At 66.3% G+C, this 15,224-nt stretch carries 16 protein-coding genes; 8 read left to right on the forward strand and 8 right to left on the reverse strand.

The genetic code is table 11. The features are described 5' to 3' along the window. Window positions 1-56: 56 nt before the first annotated feature. Window positions 57-686, forward strand: coding sequence for a class I SAM-dependent DNA methyltransferase (locus ACV17W_RS00960; RefSeq protein ID WP_462594601.1), 630 nt, complete (start codon window positions 57-59; stop codon window positions 684-686). Then, window positions 668-1,282 carry a DNA-deoxyinosine glycosylase gene (locus tag ACV17W_RS00965; protein ID WP_462594602.1) on the forward strand — a complete coding sequence of 205 codons (615 nt, stop codon included), beginning with the start codon at window positions 668-670 and terminating at the stop codon, window positions 1,280-1,282. Before ACV17W_RS00960 ends, ACV17W_RS00965 begins: the two co-directional genes overlap by 19 nt. Here ACV17W_RS00965 and ACV17W_RS00970 read toward each other — a convergent pair. After that, a complete protein-coding gene (locus tag ACV17W_RS00970) occupies window positions 1,216-2,181 on the reverse strand; it encodes a 3-hydroxyacyl-CoA dehydrogenase family protein (protein WP_462594603.1) in 966 nt (321 codons plus the stop codon). The two genes, ACV17W_RS00965 and ACV17W_RS00970, sit on opposite strands and share 67 nt — an antisense overlap. 109 nt (window positions 2,182-2,290) lie before the next feature. Here ACV17W_RS00970 and ACV17W_RS00975 point away from each other — a divergent pair, with 109 nt between their 5' ends. Next, window positions 2,291-3,196 (forward strand): LysR family transcriptional regulator, encoded by a 906-nt coding sequence (locus ACV17W_RS00975; RefSeq protein WP_462594604.1) that lies wholly within the window; start codon window positions 2,291-2,293, stop codon window positions 3,194-3,196. A 130-nt stretch (window positions 3,197-3,326) separates the two neighbouring features. On the opposite strand, the gene ACV17W_RS00980 is transcribed toward ACV17W_RS00975, so the two are convergent. Next, the gene (locus tag ACV17W_RS00980) at window positions 3,327-5,078 is read right to left on the reverse strand and encodes an IlvD/Edd family dehydratase (protein ID WP_462594605.1); all 1,752 of its coding nucleotides are present in this window, start codon (window positions 5,076-5,078) and stop codon (window positions 3,327-3,329) included. A 241-nt stretch (window positions 5,079-5,319) separates the two neighbouring features. On the opposite strand from ACV17W_RS00980, the gene ACV17W_RS00985 reads away from it, so the two are divergent. The 3 genes from ACV17W_RS00985 to ACV17W_RS00995 all read left to right on the forward strand — a co-directional run bounded on the left by ACV17W_RS00985 (window position 5,320) and on the right by ACV17W_RS00995 (window position 8,411). Beyond that, window positions 5,320-6,324, forward strand: a complete 1,005-nt coding sequence (locus tag ACV17W_RS00985) for a Bug family tripartite tricarboxylate transporter substrate binding protein (protein ID WP_462594606.1) — start codon at window positions 5,320-5,322, stop codon at window positions 6,322-6,324. A gap of 102 nt (window positions 6,325-6,426) precedes the next feature. Then, window positions 6,427-7,608, forward strand: a complete 1,182-nt coding sequence (locus ACV17W_RS00990; protein ID WP_462594607.1) for a CaiB/BaiF CoA transferase family protein — start codon at window positions 6,427-6,429, stop codon at window positions 7,606-7,608. Continuing rightward, entirely contained in the window at window positions 7,605-8,411 is an 807-nt protein-coding gene (locus ACV17W_RS00995) for an enoyl-CoA hydratase/isomerase family protein (RefSeq protein ID WP_462594608.1), read from the forward strand. Before ACV17W_RS00990 ends, ACV17W_RS00995 begins: the two co-directional genes overlap by 4 nt. Here the strand turns inward: ACV17W_RS00995 and ACV17W_RS01000 are convergent. The 3 genes from ACV17W_RS01000 to ACV17W_RS01010 are packed head-to-tail and all read right to left on the reverse strand — an operon-like array spanning window position 8,401 to window position 11,020. Further along, a complete protein-coding gene (locus ACV17W_RS01000; RefSeq protein WP_462594609.1) occupies window positions 8,401-9,405 on the reverse strand; it encodes an ABC transporter substrate-binding protein in 1,005 nt (334 codons plus the stop codon). The two genes, ACV17W_RS00995 and ACV17W_RS01000, sit on opposite strands and share 11 nt — an antisense overlap. Window positions 9,406-9,434: 29 nt before the next feature. Then, window positions 9,435-10,250: an ABC transporter ATP-binding protein gene (locus ACV17W_RS01005; RefSeq protein WP_462594610.1), complete on the reverse strand. Its 816-nt coding sequence runs from the start codon at window positions 10,248-10,250 to the stop codon at window positions 9,435-9,437. Next, on the reverse strand, window positions 10,250-11,020 hold the full coding sequence (locus ACV17W_RS01010; RefSeq protein ID WP_462594611.1) for an ABC transporter permease: 771 nt from the start codon (window positions 11,018-11,020) through the stop codon (window positions 10,250-10,252). Before ACV17W_RS01010 ends, ACV17W_RS01005 begins: the two co-directional genes overlap by 1 nt. Before the next feature lie 96 nt (window positions 11,021-11,116). Here ACV17W_RS01010 and ACV17W_RS01015 point away from each other — a divergent pair, with 96 nt between their 5' ends. Together ACV17W_RS01015 and ACV17W_RS01020 are read left to right on the forward strand one after the other, a co-directional pair. Then, complete coding sequence (locus ACV17W_RS01015; protein ID WP_462596419.1) at window positions 11,117-11,842, forward strand: GntR family transcriptional regulator; 726 nt, start codon at window positions 11,117-11,119, stop codon at window positions 11,840-11,842. An 8-nt stretch (window positions 11,843-11,850) separates the two neighbouring features. After that, the gene (locus ACV17W_RS01020) at window positions 11,851-12,993 is read left to right on the forward strand and encodes a mandelate racemase/muconate lactonizing enzyme family protein (RefSeq protein WP_462594612.1); all 1,143 of its coding nucleotides are present in this window, start codon (window positions 11,851-11,853) and stop codon (window positions 12,991-12,993) included. 57 nt (window positions 12,994-13,050) lie between these two features. Here the strand turns inward: ACV17W_RS01020 and ACV17W_RS01025 are convergent, their stop codons facing one another. From ACV17W_RS01025 to ACV17W_RS01035, 3 genes are all read right to left on the reverse strand, one after another. Continuing rightward, window positions 13,051-13,383: a YegP family protein gene (locus ACV17W_RS01025; protein ID WP_462594613.1), complete on the reverse strand. Its 333-nt coding sequence runs from the start codon at window positions 13,381-13,383 to the stop codon at window positions 13,051-13,053. Between the two features lie 133 nt (window positions 13,384-13,516). Then, the gene (locus tag ACV17W_RS01030) at window positions 13,517-14,707 is read right to left on the reverse strand and encodes an MFS transporter (RefSeq protein ID WP_462594614.1); all 1,191 of its coding nucleotides are present in this window, start codon (window positions 14,705-14,707) and stop codon (window positions 13,517-13,519) included. Window positions 14,708-14,802: 95 nt separating this feature from the next. After that, window positions 14,803-15,174, reverse strand: coding sequence for a VOC family protein (locus tag ACV17W_RS01035; protein ID WP_462594615.1), 372 nt, complete (start codon window positions 15,172-15,174; stop codon window positions 14,803-14,805). Between the last annotated feature and the right edge of the window lie 50 nt (window positions 15,175-15,224).

The raw sequence follows: 15,224 nt of genomic DNA on the forward strand, positions 1-15,224 counted from the left end.
GGGCAGGCTGCGCGCGCGATCCCGGACGCCCGGGCTTTACGGGATCCATTGACGCCATGCCCCTGAGCGCCGACGAACTGCAACACATCAGCGGCCAGACCCTGGCCCACTACAACGCGAACGCCGAAAGCTTCGAGGCCGGCACGCGCGACCATGACGTCAGCCAGAACATCGATGCCTTGCTGCGCCATATTCAGGGCACGCCGCCATTCGACATTCTCGACCTGGGCTGCGGCCCGGGGCGCGATCTGCAGGCGTTCTTGGCCCGGGGGCACAGGCCCGTCGGCCTGGACGGTGCCGAGCAGTTCGTCGACATGGCGCGCCAGGCATCGGGTTGCGCAGTGTGGCACCAGAATCTGCTGGCCCTCGATCTTCCGGCGCGGCGCTTCGATGGCATCTACGCCAATGCAGTGCTGTTCCATGTACCCACCCAGGAACTGCCTCGGGTATTGCGCCAGTTGCATGCGGCACTGCGCGAGGGCGGGGCGCTGTTCTGTTCGAACCCGCGCGGCGCCAACCAGGAAGGATGGAACCGCGGCCGCTACGGGGCTTACCACGATCTTGAGGCATGGCGGGCCGTTCTGCACGAGGCGGGCTTCGACGAGCTCGAACATTACTACCGGCCCGCCGGATTGCCGCGCGAACAGCAGCCATGGCTGGCGAGCGTATGGCGGCCCCGCCAATAACGCGGGATCAGGCACCGCCGCCGGTGCTGGGATTCGAGCCGATCGCCGGACCGGCCACGCGTGTGCTGGTATTGGGTTCGATGCCGGGGCTGGCCTCGTTGCGGCAACAGCAGTATTACGCCCATCCGCGCAACGCGTTCTGGCCGCTGGCGGCAGCCATACTGGGCTTTGACGCGCAGGCGGAGTACGACCAGCGCGTGAATGCACTGGTCCGCGCAGGCGTCGGCCTGTGGGATGTGCTGCGAGCCTGCGTGCGCCCCGGCAGCCTGGACTCGGCCATCGATGCGGCCACCGCCGAACCCAATGATTTCGAGGCATTTTTTCTGCTTCACCCCGGCATCGAGCGGGTGTGCCTGAACGGGGGCACGGCCGCCGCCCTGTACCGGCGGCGCGTATTGCCCCATTCGCCTCGGGCGCGGGCCCTGCAGATCTTCAGCCTGCCTTCTACCAGCCCGGCCCATGCCGCCATGAGCCGGGCCGACAAACTAGAGGCGTGGCGCCAGGCGCTGGATCTGCCGATGTACGCGCGTCAGGGCTGCACCGGCGGCAACTCATCGGCGATCAGCGCCAGCCCGGCGCGCAGCAGCCGGTCGTAACGCGCGCGTTCCGCCGCGATGGTCTGCGGCGTCCATTCGTAGAATCCTGCGCCGGTTTTCATGCCATGGCGGCCATCCTGCGCGCGCTCGGTGAGGCAGCGCGCCGGCACGCTGCTGTTGCAGAAAGAGGGATACATGGTGGCCCCCGCCGCCGCATGCACATCGATGCCCGCATGGTCGCGCTGCAGCACCGGCCCCGCCGCAAGAAAACGGAAGCCGAAGCCAAAGCGCACCGCGGCGTCGACGTCTTCGGGCGAGGCGATTCCCTGGTCGATCAGGTCGAAGGCCTCGCGGGACAAGGCATGTTGCAGCCGGTTGGCGAGAAATCCCGGCAAATCCTTGCGCACCTTGACCGGAACCATGCCGCAGCGTCGCATGAAGGCGATCAGCGCGTCGGCGCAATGCATGGCGCTGGCCTCGCACAACACAACCTCCACCAGGGGCACGAGGTGCGCCGGCATGAAGAAATGCAGACCCAGCATGCGTTCACGCGTGGCCAGGCCCTGGCCGATGTCGCCGATCGGGAAGCTGGAACTGTTGCTCGCCAGTATTGCGTCGGCCGGCGCGCGCTGTTCCAGGTCGGCGAACAGTGCCTGCTTCAGGTCGAGCCGTTCCGGTATGCATTCAATGACCAGCGCCACATCGCTCCAGTCGAGTGCATCCAGGCCCGGCGCTACCTGCACCGGCTGTGCCGCCTGGGAGTAGCCCGCCGCAGCGAGATTGTCGGCCACCCGGCCGGGCAGGGCGGCCGCGCGTGCCTCGTCCGGTTCAATGACCGTGGTGCGGCACTGGGCGCGCGCCAGCACCACGGCGACGTCCGCGCCCATGGTGCCGCCACCGACGACGACGGCGTGCGTTGCAGCGGGGTTGGACAAGCGGACGGCGGGGCTCGTGTTCATGCGATTTCCTTGGTTCGTGGGGGACCGTTACGCACGCAGTGTAGGCAAGCCGATTTGATTGAAGAAGCAGATTCTTTAGATAGAATGATCAAAAATCGAGATCAATGAAATGAAGATCAATCTGTCGATGCGCGATGTCGATACTGTGCTGCTGCTCGGGCGAACGCTGAATTTCCGGCAGGCGGCCGCGCAGCTGCACTTGTCGCAGTCCGCTTTGTCCACGCAAGTGCTGCGCATCGAAGAAGCCCTGGGGGTCCGGCTGTTCGACCGCACCACGCGTACGGTGCGGCTGACTGCGGCGGGCCAGGTCTTCTTGCAGCAGGCGGCCAATCTGCAGGTGGCATTCCGCGAAGCCATCGACGCGGTAGGCGGCATCGCCAACGCCCAGCAGGGCGCGGTCGCGGTGGCCGCGCTGCCGTCAGTGGCGGCGCGCATGTTGCCGCGCGTGCTGATGGCGTACCGGCAGGCGCACCCGCATGTCGCGCTGAAAGTGCGCGACACCTTGTCCGGCCCTGCCTTCGATCTAGTACGCGCGGGCGAGGTGGATTTCGCCATTACCGCCGCCGATCCGCAGCAGGCCGATCTGCAGTACGAGCCCATGCTTTCCGACAGTTTCCTGCTGCTGATCCCGCGCGATCATGCGCTGGCGCGCCGCAAGGGGCCCTTGCGATGGGTCGATACGGTCAAGGCCGCCCACGTGACCATGGTGCAACCGAGCAGCGTGCGCCAGTACACCGAATGGGCATTTCTGCAGAACCGCATCCGGTTCCAGCCGGCTTTCGAGGCCGAACACCTGACGACCATCGTGTCCATGGTCGACTGCGGCTTCGGGGTCGCGGCCTTGCCCGCCATCGCCGCCGAAGCCGTGGCTCATCCGGGCGTGGTTGAAAGGGCCCTTGTGGGCCCGGTGGCAGAGCGGTCAATCGGCGTGGTCACGGCGCGTCATCGCACGCTGTCGCCGGCTGCGCTGGCCTTGCTGCACCTGCTGCGCGTCGACCTCGACGCGTCGCGATAGCGCATGGGCGAGGGCGCCGTTCGGCCGGCGGGCCCTGCGCTATCGGCGCGAACCGGGCGCCTTGGCCGATGCCGCGCCGCCGTCCGGCGCCCGGCTTGGCCGCGGGGGGCACACCGGTGCCACGCCCGGTTCAGTCCGGCGATTTTCCGGGCACGGTCTGCAGCGCGCGCGGTGCGCGCAGGAAGTCGAAATCCGCACCCTGGTCGGCCTGCGTGACCGATTGCAGATACAGCTTCTGGTAGCCGCGGTCGGCGTGCGGCCGCCTGATCGGCTGCGCGGCGGCGCGCTGCGCCAACTCTTCATCGCTGACCAGCAGGGCGATCTCACGGCGCTGTACCGACAGGCGGATGCGGTCGCCGTTGCGCACATAGGCCAGGGGGCCGCCCACCGCCGCCTCGGGCGTGACGTGCAGGACGATCGTGCCGGCGGCCGTGCCGCTCATGCGGCCGTCCGAAATGCGCACCATGTCTTTCACGCCTGCCCGAGCCAGCTTGCGCGGAATCGGCATGTAGCCTGCTTCCGGCATGCCTGGCCCGCCGGTGGGCCCGATGCGCTTGAGCACCAGCACGTCGTCGGACCGCACATCGAGCGCGTCGTCGTCGATGCGCCGGGCCATGTCTTCGGCATCTTCGAAGACGACGGCGCGGCCCTCGTGTTCCATCAGATCGGGATTGGCGGCGGATTGCTTGATGATGGCGCCGCCGGGGGCCAGGTTGCCACGCAGCACCGCCAGGCCGCCCACCGGATAAATGGGCGTTTCGAATGGCCGGATCACGTCCTGCGCGAAACGGGCAGGGGCGCAGTCGAGTTCTTCACCGAGCGTGCGCCCCGACACGGTGAGCGCGTCCAGGTGCAGCAGGGGGCGCAGTTCGCGAAGCAGCGCGGGCATGCCGCCCGCCTTGTGGAAATCTTCCATGTAATGCTGGCCCGATGGCTTCAGGTCCACCAGCAAGGGGGTTTCGCGGCTGAGGCGGTCCAGCCCCGCCAGGTCGATATCGATGCCCAGGCGGCCCGCCATGGCCGTCAGGTGCACAATGCCGTTCGTAGACCCGCCGATGGCCAGCAGCACGCGCAACGCGTTTTCGAACGCTTTACCTGTCAGGATGCGGTCTGGCGTGAGGCGGCTGGCCGCCATGGCCACGGCCGTCGTGCCGGTGCGTTCGGCGATGCGCACGCGGTCGGCCGTGACCGCCGGCGCGGCCGCGCCGCCGAACACCATGATGCCCAGGGCTTCAGCCAGGCACGCCATGGTGCTGGCCGTGCCCATTACCGAACACGTGCCCACGCTGGCAACCAACTGGTTATTGACCTCGGCGATTTCCGGCGCATCGATCTCGTCGGCGCGAAAGCGGCCCCAGTAGCGGCGGCAATCTGTACAGGCGCCCACGCGTTCGCCGCGATGCGAGCCCGTCAGCATCGCGCCGGTCACCAGCTGGATAGCCGGCACGCCCGCCGAGGCGGCGCCCATCAACTGCGCCGGCACGGTCTTGTCGCACCCGCCGATCAGGACCACCGCGTCCATGGGCTGCGCGCGGATCATCTCTTCGGTGTCCATCGACATGAGGTTGCGCAGATACATGCTGGTGGGCTGCGAGAAGCTCTCGTGCACCGAAATCGTGGGAAAGTCCACCGGCAGCCCCCCGGCAAGCATCACGCCGCGCTTTACCGCCTCGACCAGTTGCGGGGCGTTGCCATGGCAGGGGTTGTAGCTGCTGCCGGTATTGACGATGCCAATCACCGGGCGAGCCAGCGCGTCATCGGTGTAGCCGGCCCCCTTGATGAACGCCTTGCGCAGGAACAGCGAAAAACCCTTGTCGCCATAGTTGGTCAGGCCTTTGCCAAGCCCGCTGGCAGCAGGTGTGGGGGGATTCTTCGCAGTCATGGTCGTTCCAATAAAATTATCAATAATTCTGCCGGGCATCATATCCGCGCGCCCTCGCCAGGCGCAAGCGGCTTGCCGCGCCCCATCATGGCATGCCCGAACGGCCACACAGATTGATCGAATTTACAGATCGTTCAATAGAAAAGTTCTGATTCCTCAATCACGATGGCGATCCTACACTGACGCAGCAAGAGCCGGGCGCACGCCACATTCCAACAACCATCCCGGCCAGGAGACGAGCATGTTCCCATTCAGCAAGACCACTCCCGCGCGCCGCGCCTTCCTGGCGTCTGCCCTGGCAATGTGCGCGGGCCTGGCCTGGCAGGCAGCTCCCGCTGCGGCAGCCTACCCCGAGCGCGCGGTGCGCCTGGTCGTGCCTTATCCGCCCGGCGGAGCAACAGACGTGATCGGCCGGGTGCTGGCGCAAGAGTTGTCGACGGCGCTGGGCCAGCAATTCGTGGTGGAGAACCGGGCCGGCGCGGCGGGCAATATCGGCGCCGACCAGGTCGCGAAGTCCGACCCCGACGGCTACACCTTGCTCATGGGCGCGCTGACGAGCCATTCGATCAACGCCGAACTGTACAAAGGCCGTGTGCCCTACGACATCGAGAAGAGCTTCGCGCCGGTTTCCATCGTGGGTACCGTGCCCCTGGTATTCGTAGTGCATCCCTCGGTTCAGGCCCAGTCATTGCAGGATTTCATCGCGCTGGCCAAGGCGCGGCCCGGGTACTTGACCATGGCGTCGGCCGGCAATGGTTCACCGCAGCACTTGGCGGCCGAAATGTTCAAGAGCATCGCCGAGGTGGACGTGCTGCACGTGCCATACAAGGGCAGCGGTCCCGCCATGACCGACCTCATGGGCGGACAGGTGTTGAGCATGATAGAAACCGTGCCCGCTGCGCAGGGCCACGTGAAAGGGGGCAAGCTGCGCGCCCTGGCGGTTGCATCGGACCAGCGCGCCGAGGCGCTGCCGGACGTGCCCACCACGGCAGACGCCGGGCTGGCGAATTTCCAGGTCAGTTCCATGTTCGGCATTGTTGCGCCGGCCGGCACGCCAGCCCCCGTGGTAGAGCGCCTGAATGAGGCGCTCAAGCAGATCGTGGCCAAGCCCGAGGTGAAGGCGGCCCTCTTGAACCAGGGCGCCGTGGCCACCTGGACGACACCCGCCGACACGGCGGCCCGTATTGCCGCCGAGCGCGCAAAGTGGGCAAAGGTGATTGCCGACGCGAAGGTGCAGGCGGAATAGGGGCGCGGAGGGGGGTGTCGAGCCTCGCGCCCTCGCCGCACGCTTTGTCAGGGCCACGCTAATTCGCCTACCATGGCGCATTGCCGAATCTACCCTGCGATCATGTCCCAATCTGCGCTGCCTTCTCCGCAACCCCTGGCCGGCGTACGTGTGGTGGAGTTCTGCTCCACTGCCGCCGGCCCCTTCGCTGCCCTGTTGCTGGCCGACATGGGCGCCGATGTCATCAAGGTCGAGCCTCCGGGCGGCGACGGTTTGCGCCAGTGGCCGCCTTTGTCCGAGGGCTACAGCGAGAATTTTGCCTCGCTCAACCGCAACAAGCGCTCGGTGGTCCTCGACCTGAAGACACCGGCCGATCTGGCTTTGGCGCGGCGCCTGATATGCGATGCCGATGTGCTGGTCGAGAACAACCGGCCCGGCGTCATGGACAGGCTGGGCCTGGGCTATGAGAGTTTCGCCGAAGAACACCCGCGCCTGCTGTATTGCTCTATCTCGGCCTACGGGCAGTCGGGGCCACGCGCATCCGAGGGCGGCTTCGACCTGACCATCCAGGCTGCCGCCGGCGTGATGAGCGTGACCGGAGAAGCCGGCGGCGCGCCCGTCAAGTGCGGCGTGCCCCTGTCCGACTTCGCTTCAGGGCTGTATGCCGCGTATTCCATCGCGGCGGCCCTCGCGCACGTTCGAGCGGGTGGCAGCGGCGCGCATATCGACGTCCCCATGTTCGGCTGCACATTGGGCGTGGCTGCGCTGCAGACGAGCGAGTATTTCGGCAATGGCCGCAGCCCCGTCAAATTGGGTTCGGCTCACCCCCGTAACGCGCCGTACCAGGCCTTCCGCGCCGCCGACGGGTACTTCGCCATCGCGGCCGGCAACCAGAAATTATGGCTGGCGGTCTGCCGCGTAGTGGAACTGCCCGAACTGGCCCAGGACGCCCGCTTCGTCAGCACGACCGACCGGGCGCGGCACCAGGAAGCGCTGCGCGACCTGCTCGAGCAGGTGTTCACGACGCAGCCGGTCGACCACTGGATCGGCGCCTTCCAGCAGGCCGGTGTGCCGCACGCTCGCATCAACGATTACGCCGCCGCGCTGGCCGATCCGCAAACCGAACACATGCAGTGGGTGCAAGACCTGACGTTGCCGGGCGGCGCGCAAACCCGCACCTTCGTGTCGCCTCTGCGCATGAACGGGCAGGGCTTCCCCATCCGCCGCGCGCCTCCGGCATTGGGCGAGCACACCGACGAAATCCGTGCGGCCTACGCCTCGCCCGCGCAACCGGAGCCCGCATGAGCGGCGCGACGCCCAGTCCGGACCCGGCTTCGCCAGTACTCGTCGCCCGCGACGGCGCCACCTGCACGCTGACGCTGAATCGCCCCGACAAGGGCAATGCCCTGTCGGCCGAGCTGGTCAAGGCCCTGGGGGCGGCCGTCGACGCGGCGGTGGCCGACGCGAGCGTGCGCCTGCTGGTTCTGACGGGCGCGGGCCGGCACTTCTGTACCGGGTTCGATCTGTCGGGGCTCGATGACGAAACCGACGACACGCTGCTGGCCCGCTTCACGCGCGTGGAACTGTTGCTGCAAGCCCTGCATGCGGCTCCCTTCACCACCCTGGCGGTGGCCCACGGACGCACCATGGGGGCGGGGGCGGATCTGTTCTGCGCGTGCTCTGAACGCTGGATGCTCGAATCGCCCACCTTCGCGTTTCCGGGCGCGGCTTTCGGGCTGGTGTTGGGAACGGCCAGGCTCGCCGACCGGGTCGGACCGCTGTATGCCAGCGCCTGGGTGGAAAGCGGCCAGCCCATAGACGCGGCGGCTGCCTTGCAGGCCGGCCTTGCCACCCGGCAACTACAGGCCGGCGCGTGGCCTGCGGCCCTGGAGGCGCTGGCGGCGCGCACCAGCCGGCTCGACGCGAACACCGGCAGGGCCATCCACGGCGCCATCGACGCGGTGCGCCGGCCGAGAGGCGCGCAGGGCGACGCGCACGATCTCGCAAGGCTGGTCCGTTCGGCGGCCCGTCCCGGATTGCGGGACCGCATCGCCGCATACCGCGCGGCGCAGCTTTCCGCGCCGCGGCCCCCTGGCCTCAGCTCTTGACGATGTCCAGGTACGGTTTCGGATCGAAATAGGTGCTGGCGGGCACGGGGTCCGCGATCTTTGCAGTCTGCACAAAGAAGTCCGTGACCTGCTGCAGCCATTTGGTGGTGGTGCCGTCGGCGTATTTGTCCCGCCACTCGGAAGAGCTGAAGTACTTCGAGGCCTTGAACTGCTCGGTCAAGTCGGGCAGGGGCACTTCCGGATAGTGCTTTTTCTGCAGGGTGGCGATGGCGGCGTCGGTGTTGGTCAGCAGGTAATCGTTTGCGCTTACCCAGCCCTTGATCAGGGCCTGGATCAGCTTGGGGTTCTGCGCGTAGTAATCATTGCGTGCGGCCCATCCGCCCACAATGGCAGCTTCGGGATAGAACGCCGATGCGTCGACCAGCTTGCGGGCGCCCTCGGCCTTTTGACGTACGGTCACGTCGAACGGCACCCACAGCGCCACCGCAGGCACCGCACCCGAAATGAACGAGGTCACGGCTTCGGTCATGCGCTGATTGACGATCTGCACGTCCTTGCCCTCCTGCAGGCCGGCGCCTCGCAGCACCCGGTCGAGAAACACATGCGCGGTCGTGCCGGCCGTGGTCGAGATTTTCTTGCCTTTCAGGTCTGCCGCGGTGTTGATGCCGGAATCCGCGCGCACCCACAACTGCGCCGTGGCGTACTCGACGTTGTTCACCAGAAAGACCTTGCCCTGTCCGCGTGCCGGAAAATTCGAGACGACCGCGCCGGTGGACAGCACGTCCAGGCTGCCCCCTATCATGGCCTGGAACAGTTCCAGGCCCGTCGTGAATTTGATCATCTGCAGGTCCAGGCCCTGGTCGGCGAACGCGCCGGTCTCCAGTCCTGTCCAGATCTGGCCATCCACGGCAGGCGTGTGCAGGTAGCCGACGCGGACTTTGTCGGCGGCTCGCGCCAGCATGGGCATGCCGATGCCCGACATAGCCGCCGCCAGGGCGCCGGTCTTCAATAGGGTTCTGCGCTGCGGATTCATGGTGGATTCCTTTCACGGGTGAAGGGGGACTAATCGGCCAGGCGCACGACCTGGTTGGCTTGCCTGGCATATTCCTCCATGACCAGGCTGCGTATCTGCGAACGCAGTTGGCCGAAACGCGGATCTTCATGCAGATTCTCGGCGCGCGGATATCCGAACGGCACATCGATGATGGTGCGGATTCTCGCCGGCCGCGCCGTCACGACGACAATGCGCGACGACAGATAAATGGCTTCTTCCACCGAGTGTGTAATCAGCATGACGGTCTTGTCTTCGGCGAGCAGTACCTGCAGCAGCAGGTCCTGCATGGCCGAGCGGGTCTGCGCGTCCAGCGCGCCAAAGGGTTCATCCATCAGCAGGAACTGGGGCTTGACCGCATAGGCGCGCGCCAGTGCCAGGCGCTGGCGCATGCCGCCCGAAAGATGCTTGGGATGATGGTTGGCGAAATCCGCCAGACCCATCAGCGTCATGTAGCGGTCGCAGATGTCATCGCGATCGGCACGGCTCGTGCGGTTGGCGTTCAGGGTCAGTCCGAAGGCGATGTTCTCTTTGACCGTCAGCCAGGGAAATACGCCGTATTCCTGGAAGATGACGCCGCGGTCGGGCCCCGGCCCGGTAATGGGCAGGCCGTCGAGCAGCACTTCGCCCTGCGTGGGCTGCACGAAGCCGGCCACGATGTTCATCAGCGTGGTCTTGCCGCAGCCCGAAGGGCCGATCACCGACACGAATTCGCCCTGGTGTATGTCGTAATCGATTCCGTCGATCACCCGCATGGGTCCGTGCGCGGTCGGGTAGTCGACAGATACGTTGCGAAAGCGGATACGAGCTTCGGAGGCTTGGGACATTACGCAATACGCTCCTGCCAGGCAACCAGGCGCCGGGCCACGGCGCGCAGGATCAGGTCCATGACCAGGGCAATCAGGCCGATGCAGATGATGCCCACGTAAATGATGTCTAGCTGGAAGAACGACGACGCATCCTGGATCAGGGCGCCCAGGCCTTGCTGCGCGGCGATCAGTTCCGATGCGACCAGCGTGGCCCACGCCACGCCCAGGGCGACCCGCAGCGCCGTGAGCATGTGCGGCACCGTGAGCGGCACGATCACTTTGCGGAATATTTCGCCGTCACTGGCGCCCAGTGTGCGCGAGACCCGGACGAAAATGGGGTTGATCTGTGCGATGCCCTCGTACATGACGATGACGCCCGCAAAGAACGATGCGTAGAAAAGAATCGCGATCTTGGCCGACTCGCCGATGCCGAAGTACACGATGACCAGAGGAATCAGCGCTATGGGCGGCAGCGCACGAAAAAAATTGATGACCGGATCGACAAAACTGCGCACGCTCTTGTACCAGCCCAGCAAAAAGCCCACGGGCACCGCCAGCAGGATGCCCAGCAGCACGCCCAGCACCACTCTCTGGGTCGACATGAGTATGTCGTGCGGCAGCCGCGTCTGCAGCAGCGTTGCGAATTTCGCCAGGACTTCGTGCGGGCTGGGCACCAGCGCCGGACTCACGAGGCCGCTCAGGCGCACTCCATACCAGGCAAGCACGATAAGTACCCACGGCACGGCGATCAATACCGCGCGGCGGGGCAGGGAACCGGTACGCAACATGTCTCCTCCATCTTGGTTGAGATGGCGCTTGACCTTTTAATGGTCAAATCGTACTGTAGACCATACGTTCAGCAAACAATATATGGCTATTTGTTTATGGCTATCAACTTCCACGACAGCCCAATCCCACGCTATCTCCAGCTGGCCGATCTGATGCGCCAGCGCATCGCGCGCGGCGTGTGGGAACAGGGCCAGAAGGTGCCGTCGCTGGAGGAACTGGTCAACGAGTTCGGCGTGGCGCGGGTGACGGTGCGCCAGGCGATCGAGGTGCTTACCCGCGAAGGCCTGGTTTCGCCCCAGCAGGGCCGCGGCACGTTCGTCACCGGCCTGCCCCCGAACGACCGGTGGCTTCGCGTGCAGACCACGCTGGCTGAACTGGCCAAGGTCTATCGCGACACAAAGCCGAAGATCGTCACTATTGACGAAGCGATTCATTCGGCGCCGCTCACCCCGCATGACGGCGTGCCGGCCGAACGCTATGTTTTCATGCGGCGCATCCACGAGCGCGCCGGCCAGCCGTATTGCGTGATCAACATCTACCTGGCCGAGCACGTGTTCCGGCGCGACGCCGAACGGTTCCGCAATGAAACCGTGATTCCGCTGCTGGTCTCCATGCCGGGCGTGCACATCGCGCAGGCGCGCCAGACGCTCACCATCGGCACCGCCGACACCGAACTCGCGCACCAGTTGCAGGTCGCCGTCAACACCCCCATTGCCGAGGTCCGCCGCGTATTCGTCGGCGCCGACGACCAGGTCCTTTATTTGAGCGAAGTGGCTTACCGCGGCGACTTCATCCACGTGGAAATGAACTTGATTCCCTGAGGCCTGCCATGGGCGTAGCCGATCCTTTGAATCTCGTGGACCTCAGCGTGCACGTGCTGCGCTATCCGGTAGAGACTCCCGTGCGCACTTCATTCGGGGTGATGCACGACCGCCCGGCGGTGTTCGTGCGCGTGCAGGACAGAGATGGCGCGCATGGCTGGGGCGAAGTGTGGTGCAACTTTCCTTCATGCGGCGCCGAGCATCGGGCGCGGCTGGTCGAATCGGTACTGCGGCCCCTGGCGGTCGGGCGCGCCTTTGACGGACCGGCCGAGGTTTACGCGCACCTGAGCGCTGCGACCGAGGTGCTGGCCCTGCAGTCTGGCGAGCCCGGCCCCATGGCGCAAGCCATCGCGGGCGTCGACCTGGCGCTATGGGACCTGTGCGCCCGACGGGCCGGACAACCGCTGTGGGCATTCCTGGGCGGCGCCAGCGACCAGGTCGAGGTCTACGCCAGCGGCATCAACCCCGATGATCCCGAAGCCGTCGTCCAGAAGAAGCTGGACGAGGGCTATCGCGCCTTCAAACTCAAGCTGGGTTTCGGCCAGGACCGCGACCTGCGCAATGTGCGGCAGGTCCGGCAGATGCTGGGTGGCGGAGTGCCTTTGATGGTCGATGCCAACCAGGGGTGGGATGCCATCGCCGCCGCGCAAATGGCCCAGGCGTTGGGCGAATTCGATATCGGCTGGCTGGAAGAACCGCTGCGTGCCGATCGGTCCATCGATGAATGGCAGGCGCTGGCCCGGGTGTCGCCCGTGCCGCTCGCCGCCGGCGAGAACTTCCTGGGAGCGCAGGCATTCCAGCAGGGCATCGACGCCGGCTACCTGGGGGTCGTACAGCCCGATCTGGCCAAGTGGGGCGGCATTTCGGGCTGCCTGCCCGTCATCCGGGCCGTACGGCAGGCCGGACTGCGTTATTGCCCGCATTACCTGGGGGCGGGTCTGGGCTTGATGGCATCGGCGCACCTGCTGGCCGCCGTTGATGGCATGCGGCGCGGCGGCCTGCTGGAGATCGACTCCAACGACAATCCGCTGCGCACGCTGCTCAGCGAGCCGCTGCTGCATCTGGAAAACGGCGTCGCCCGGCTGGGTGGCACGCCCGGCATCGGCGTCGAGCCGGACATGCAGGCGCTGCGAGCGGTCTGCGCCGCGTGACGCGTCGGCCTGGGGCGGTGCGCACTGAGCCCCTGCCTTGCTTTGCGCCGCGTAGCGTCAGCTGCTGTCGCGTATATCCTGCGTGATGCCGTTTTGCTTCACTGACTCGACGCCGCTGTTGCGCGCCGCTTCGCTGGCATACATCTGGCTGTTGCCGATGACCTGATTGTTGGCGGCGCGCAGCGTGAAATAGGCCTTGCCATTCGACGCCGTTGCCAGGTGGTAGCGCGAGGCATCCGCGCTGTTCTTCTGCACCGACGCAATGCCGTTCTCGGCCGAGGCCTTGGCGTTGTACATCTCGCTGGTGAGTATGGTTTCCCCGTTGCCGGCCTTCAGGGCAAAGTGGAATTGTCCGTTGCTTGCCTTCTTCAGTTCAAACCAACCTGCCATGACGTGACTCCTTGGATTGAAGCGATGGACGGAACAACCGGCCCGGCGTCGATCCATGCGGTGGCCGGGTCATCCCGATCATAGGTAATGCAGGCAGTTTTGCCTAGCGCGCCCCGGGCAGCGGGGCGCCGTTTCAGGCCGCTTGTTCAAGCGGCCGCTGGCGTTCCAGCGCAACGGCTGCCAGCCACAACACCAGTCCGCCCAATGCCAGCAGCACGCCCACCCAGGCCGGGGCGCGCCAGCCGTAGCCATGGGCCAGCGCCAGGCCACCCAGCCAGGGGCCAAGGGCGTTGGCCGTATTGAAAGCCGAATGGTTCAGCGCGGCGGCAAGCCCCTGCGCATCGTCGGCGACGTCCATCAGCCGAGTTTGCAGTACCGTGCCCAACGCTCCGCCCATGCCCACCAGGAACACCGTTGCCGTAATGGCCCAGATGTTGCCCAAGCTGAAGCTGAAGAGCGCCAGAGACACGGCGCTGAACAGCAGCATGGCGCCGGCAGTGGGCATCAGAGCCCGGTCGGCGAAATGCGGAATCACCAGATTGCCGATGGTCATGCCGACGCCGAAGACACCCAGCACCAGGGGCACCGTGTCCGGCGCCGCGCCGGTGACGGTCAGCAGGATGTCGGCCAGATAGGTATAAACGGCGAACAGGCCGCCGAAGCCGATTGCGCCTATGGCCAGTGTGAGCCACACCTGAGGGCGGCGCAGCGCGCCCAGTTCGCGCAGCGGGCTGGCATGCGGATCGACTGCGGTGGCCGGCGCAAAGCGGGCCAACAGCAGCATGCTGAGCAGGCCCGCCGCCGAAACCAGGGCAAAGCCCCAGCGCCATCCCACGCTGTGGCCCAGCCAATTGGCCAGCGGCACCCCGATGATGGTGGCCACCGTCAGCCCCAGGAACATGCGGCCGACCGCCTGCGTGCGCCGCTGTTCGGGCACCAGCGATACGGCCACCAGCGCGGCGATGCCGAAATAGGCGCCGTGCGGCAAGCCGCTGAGAAAGCGCAGCAGCATCAGCCATTCGTAGCTGGTCGCGAACGCGCAAAGGCCGTTGAACACGGTGAACGTGGCCATCAGCATGATCAGCATGGCCCGGCGCGGCACACTGGCGGCGGCGACGGTGATCAGAGGAGCGCCGACCACCACGCCCAGCGCATAGGCGCTGATGACGTGCCCGGCAGTGGGCGGGTCGATCTGCAGGCTGTGAGCGAAATACGGCAGCAGGCTCATCGTGGCGAATTCTGTGGTGCCGATGGCGAAGGCGCCGATGGCCAGAGCGAACAGCACCAGGCCGGGCGAACGTGGCCTGGAAACAAGGGTAGTCATGGGGAAACTGCGTGAATGGATTTGACGTGCCTCCGGGCTGGCCCCGGATGGCAAAGCGACATTGTAGCGGCCGCCGTCTCGCGAGCCCCGGCGCGTCAATCGGCGCTGCGCGTGAGCACCCGCAGGCGGTGCCCGTCCGGGTCCAGTCCCACGAATGTGAGGCCGATGTCCAGTTCCGTCGGGCGTTGAGCAATCGGGATCCCGCGCTCGGTCCAGTCGGCGTGCAGGGCAAAGACCGCAGCACGATTGGCCACCGGTATCGCCAGTTCGCCGGCGCGTCCGGCCGAGATCGCGCGCGGGCTCACGGTCTGCCGCGCCCAAAGGCCCAGCATGAGGCCCGAATCGAGCTTGAACTTGGCGAAGCTGGGCGTGGCCAGCACCGGCTCTTTGCTCAGCAAATCGGTGTAGAACCGGGCACTGCGGTCCGGGCTGTCGACGTACAGAATGATCAGGTTGGGGTCTATCATTTGAGGCTCCGCAAAGGGCTTGCCGCGTCGCTGGATGGGGGGCGATGAAA

The sequence above is a fragment of the Bordetella sp. MIP270_01_BMS genome, from assembly GCF_054958705.1.

Coding starts and splice junctions, on each gene's coding strand:
- ACV17W_RS00965 (WP_462594602.1), top strand. CDS start 668: ATGGCGGCCCCGCCAATAACGCGGGATCAGGCACCGCCGCCGGTGCTG.
- ACV17W_RS00980 (WP_462594605.1), bottom strand. CDS start 5,078: ATGACTGCGAAGAATCCCCCCACACCTGCTGCCAGCGGGCTTGGCAAA.
- ACV17W_RS00990 (WP_462594607.1), top strand. CDS start 6,427: ATGTCCCAATCTGCGCTGCCTTCTCCGCAACCCCTGGCCGGCGTACGT.
- ACV17W_RS01035 (WP_462594615.1), bottom strand. CDS start 15,174: ATGATAGACCCCAACCTGATCATTCTGTACGTCGACAGCCCGGACCGC.
- ACV17W_RS01005 (WP_462594610.1), bottom strand. CDS start 10,250: ATGTCCCAAGCCTCCGAAGCTCGTATCCGCTTTCGCAACGTATCTGTC.
- ACV17W_RS01015 (WP_462596419.1), top strand. CDS start 11,117: ATGGCTATCAACTTCCACGACAGCCCAATCCCACGCTATCTCCAGCTG.
- ACV17W_RS01020 (WP_462594612.1), top strand. CDS start 11,851: ATGGGCGTAGCCGATCCTTTGAATCTCGTGGACCTCAGCGTGCACGTG.
- ACV17W_RS00960 (WP_462594601.1), top strand. CDS start 57: ATGCCCCTGAGCGCCGACGAACTGCAACACATCAGCGGCCAGACCCTG.
- ACV17W_RS00985 (WP_462594606.1), top strand. CDS start 5,320: ATGTTCCCATTCAGCAAGACCACTCCCGCGCGCCGCGCCTTCCTGGCG.
- ACV17W_RS00970 (WP_462594603.1), bottom strand. CDS start 2,181: ATGAACACGAGCCCCGCCGTCCGCTTGTCCAACCCCGCTGCAACGCAC.
- ACV17W_RS00995 (WP_462594608.1), top strand. CDS start 7,605: ATGAGCGGCGCGACGCCCAGTCCGGACCCGGCTTCGCCAGTACTCGTC.
- ACV17W_RS00975 (WP_462594604.1), top strand. CDS start 2,291: ATGAAGATCAATCTGTCGATGCGCGATGTCGATACTGTGCTGCTGCTC.
- ACV17W_RS01000 (WP_462594609.1), bottom strand. CDS start 9,405: ATGAATCCGCAGCGCAGAACCCTATTGAAGACCGGCGCCCTGGCGGCG.
- ACV17W_RS01030 (WP_462594614.1), bottom strand. CDS start 14,707: ATGACTACCCTTGTTTCCAGGCCACGTTCGCCCGGCCTGGTGCTGTTC.
- ACV17W_RS01025 (WP_462594613.1), bottom strand. CDS start 13,383: ATGGCAGGTTGGTTTGAACTGAAGAAGGCAAGCAACGGACAATTCCAC.
- ACV17W_RS01010 (WP_462594611.1), bottom strand. CDS start 11,020: ATGTTGCGTACCGGTTCCCTGCCCCGCCGCGCGGTATTGATCGCCGTG.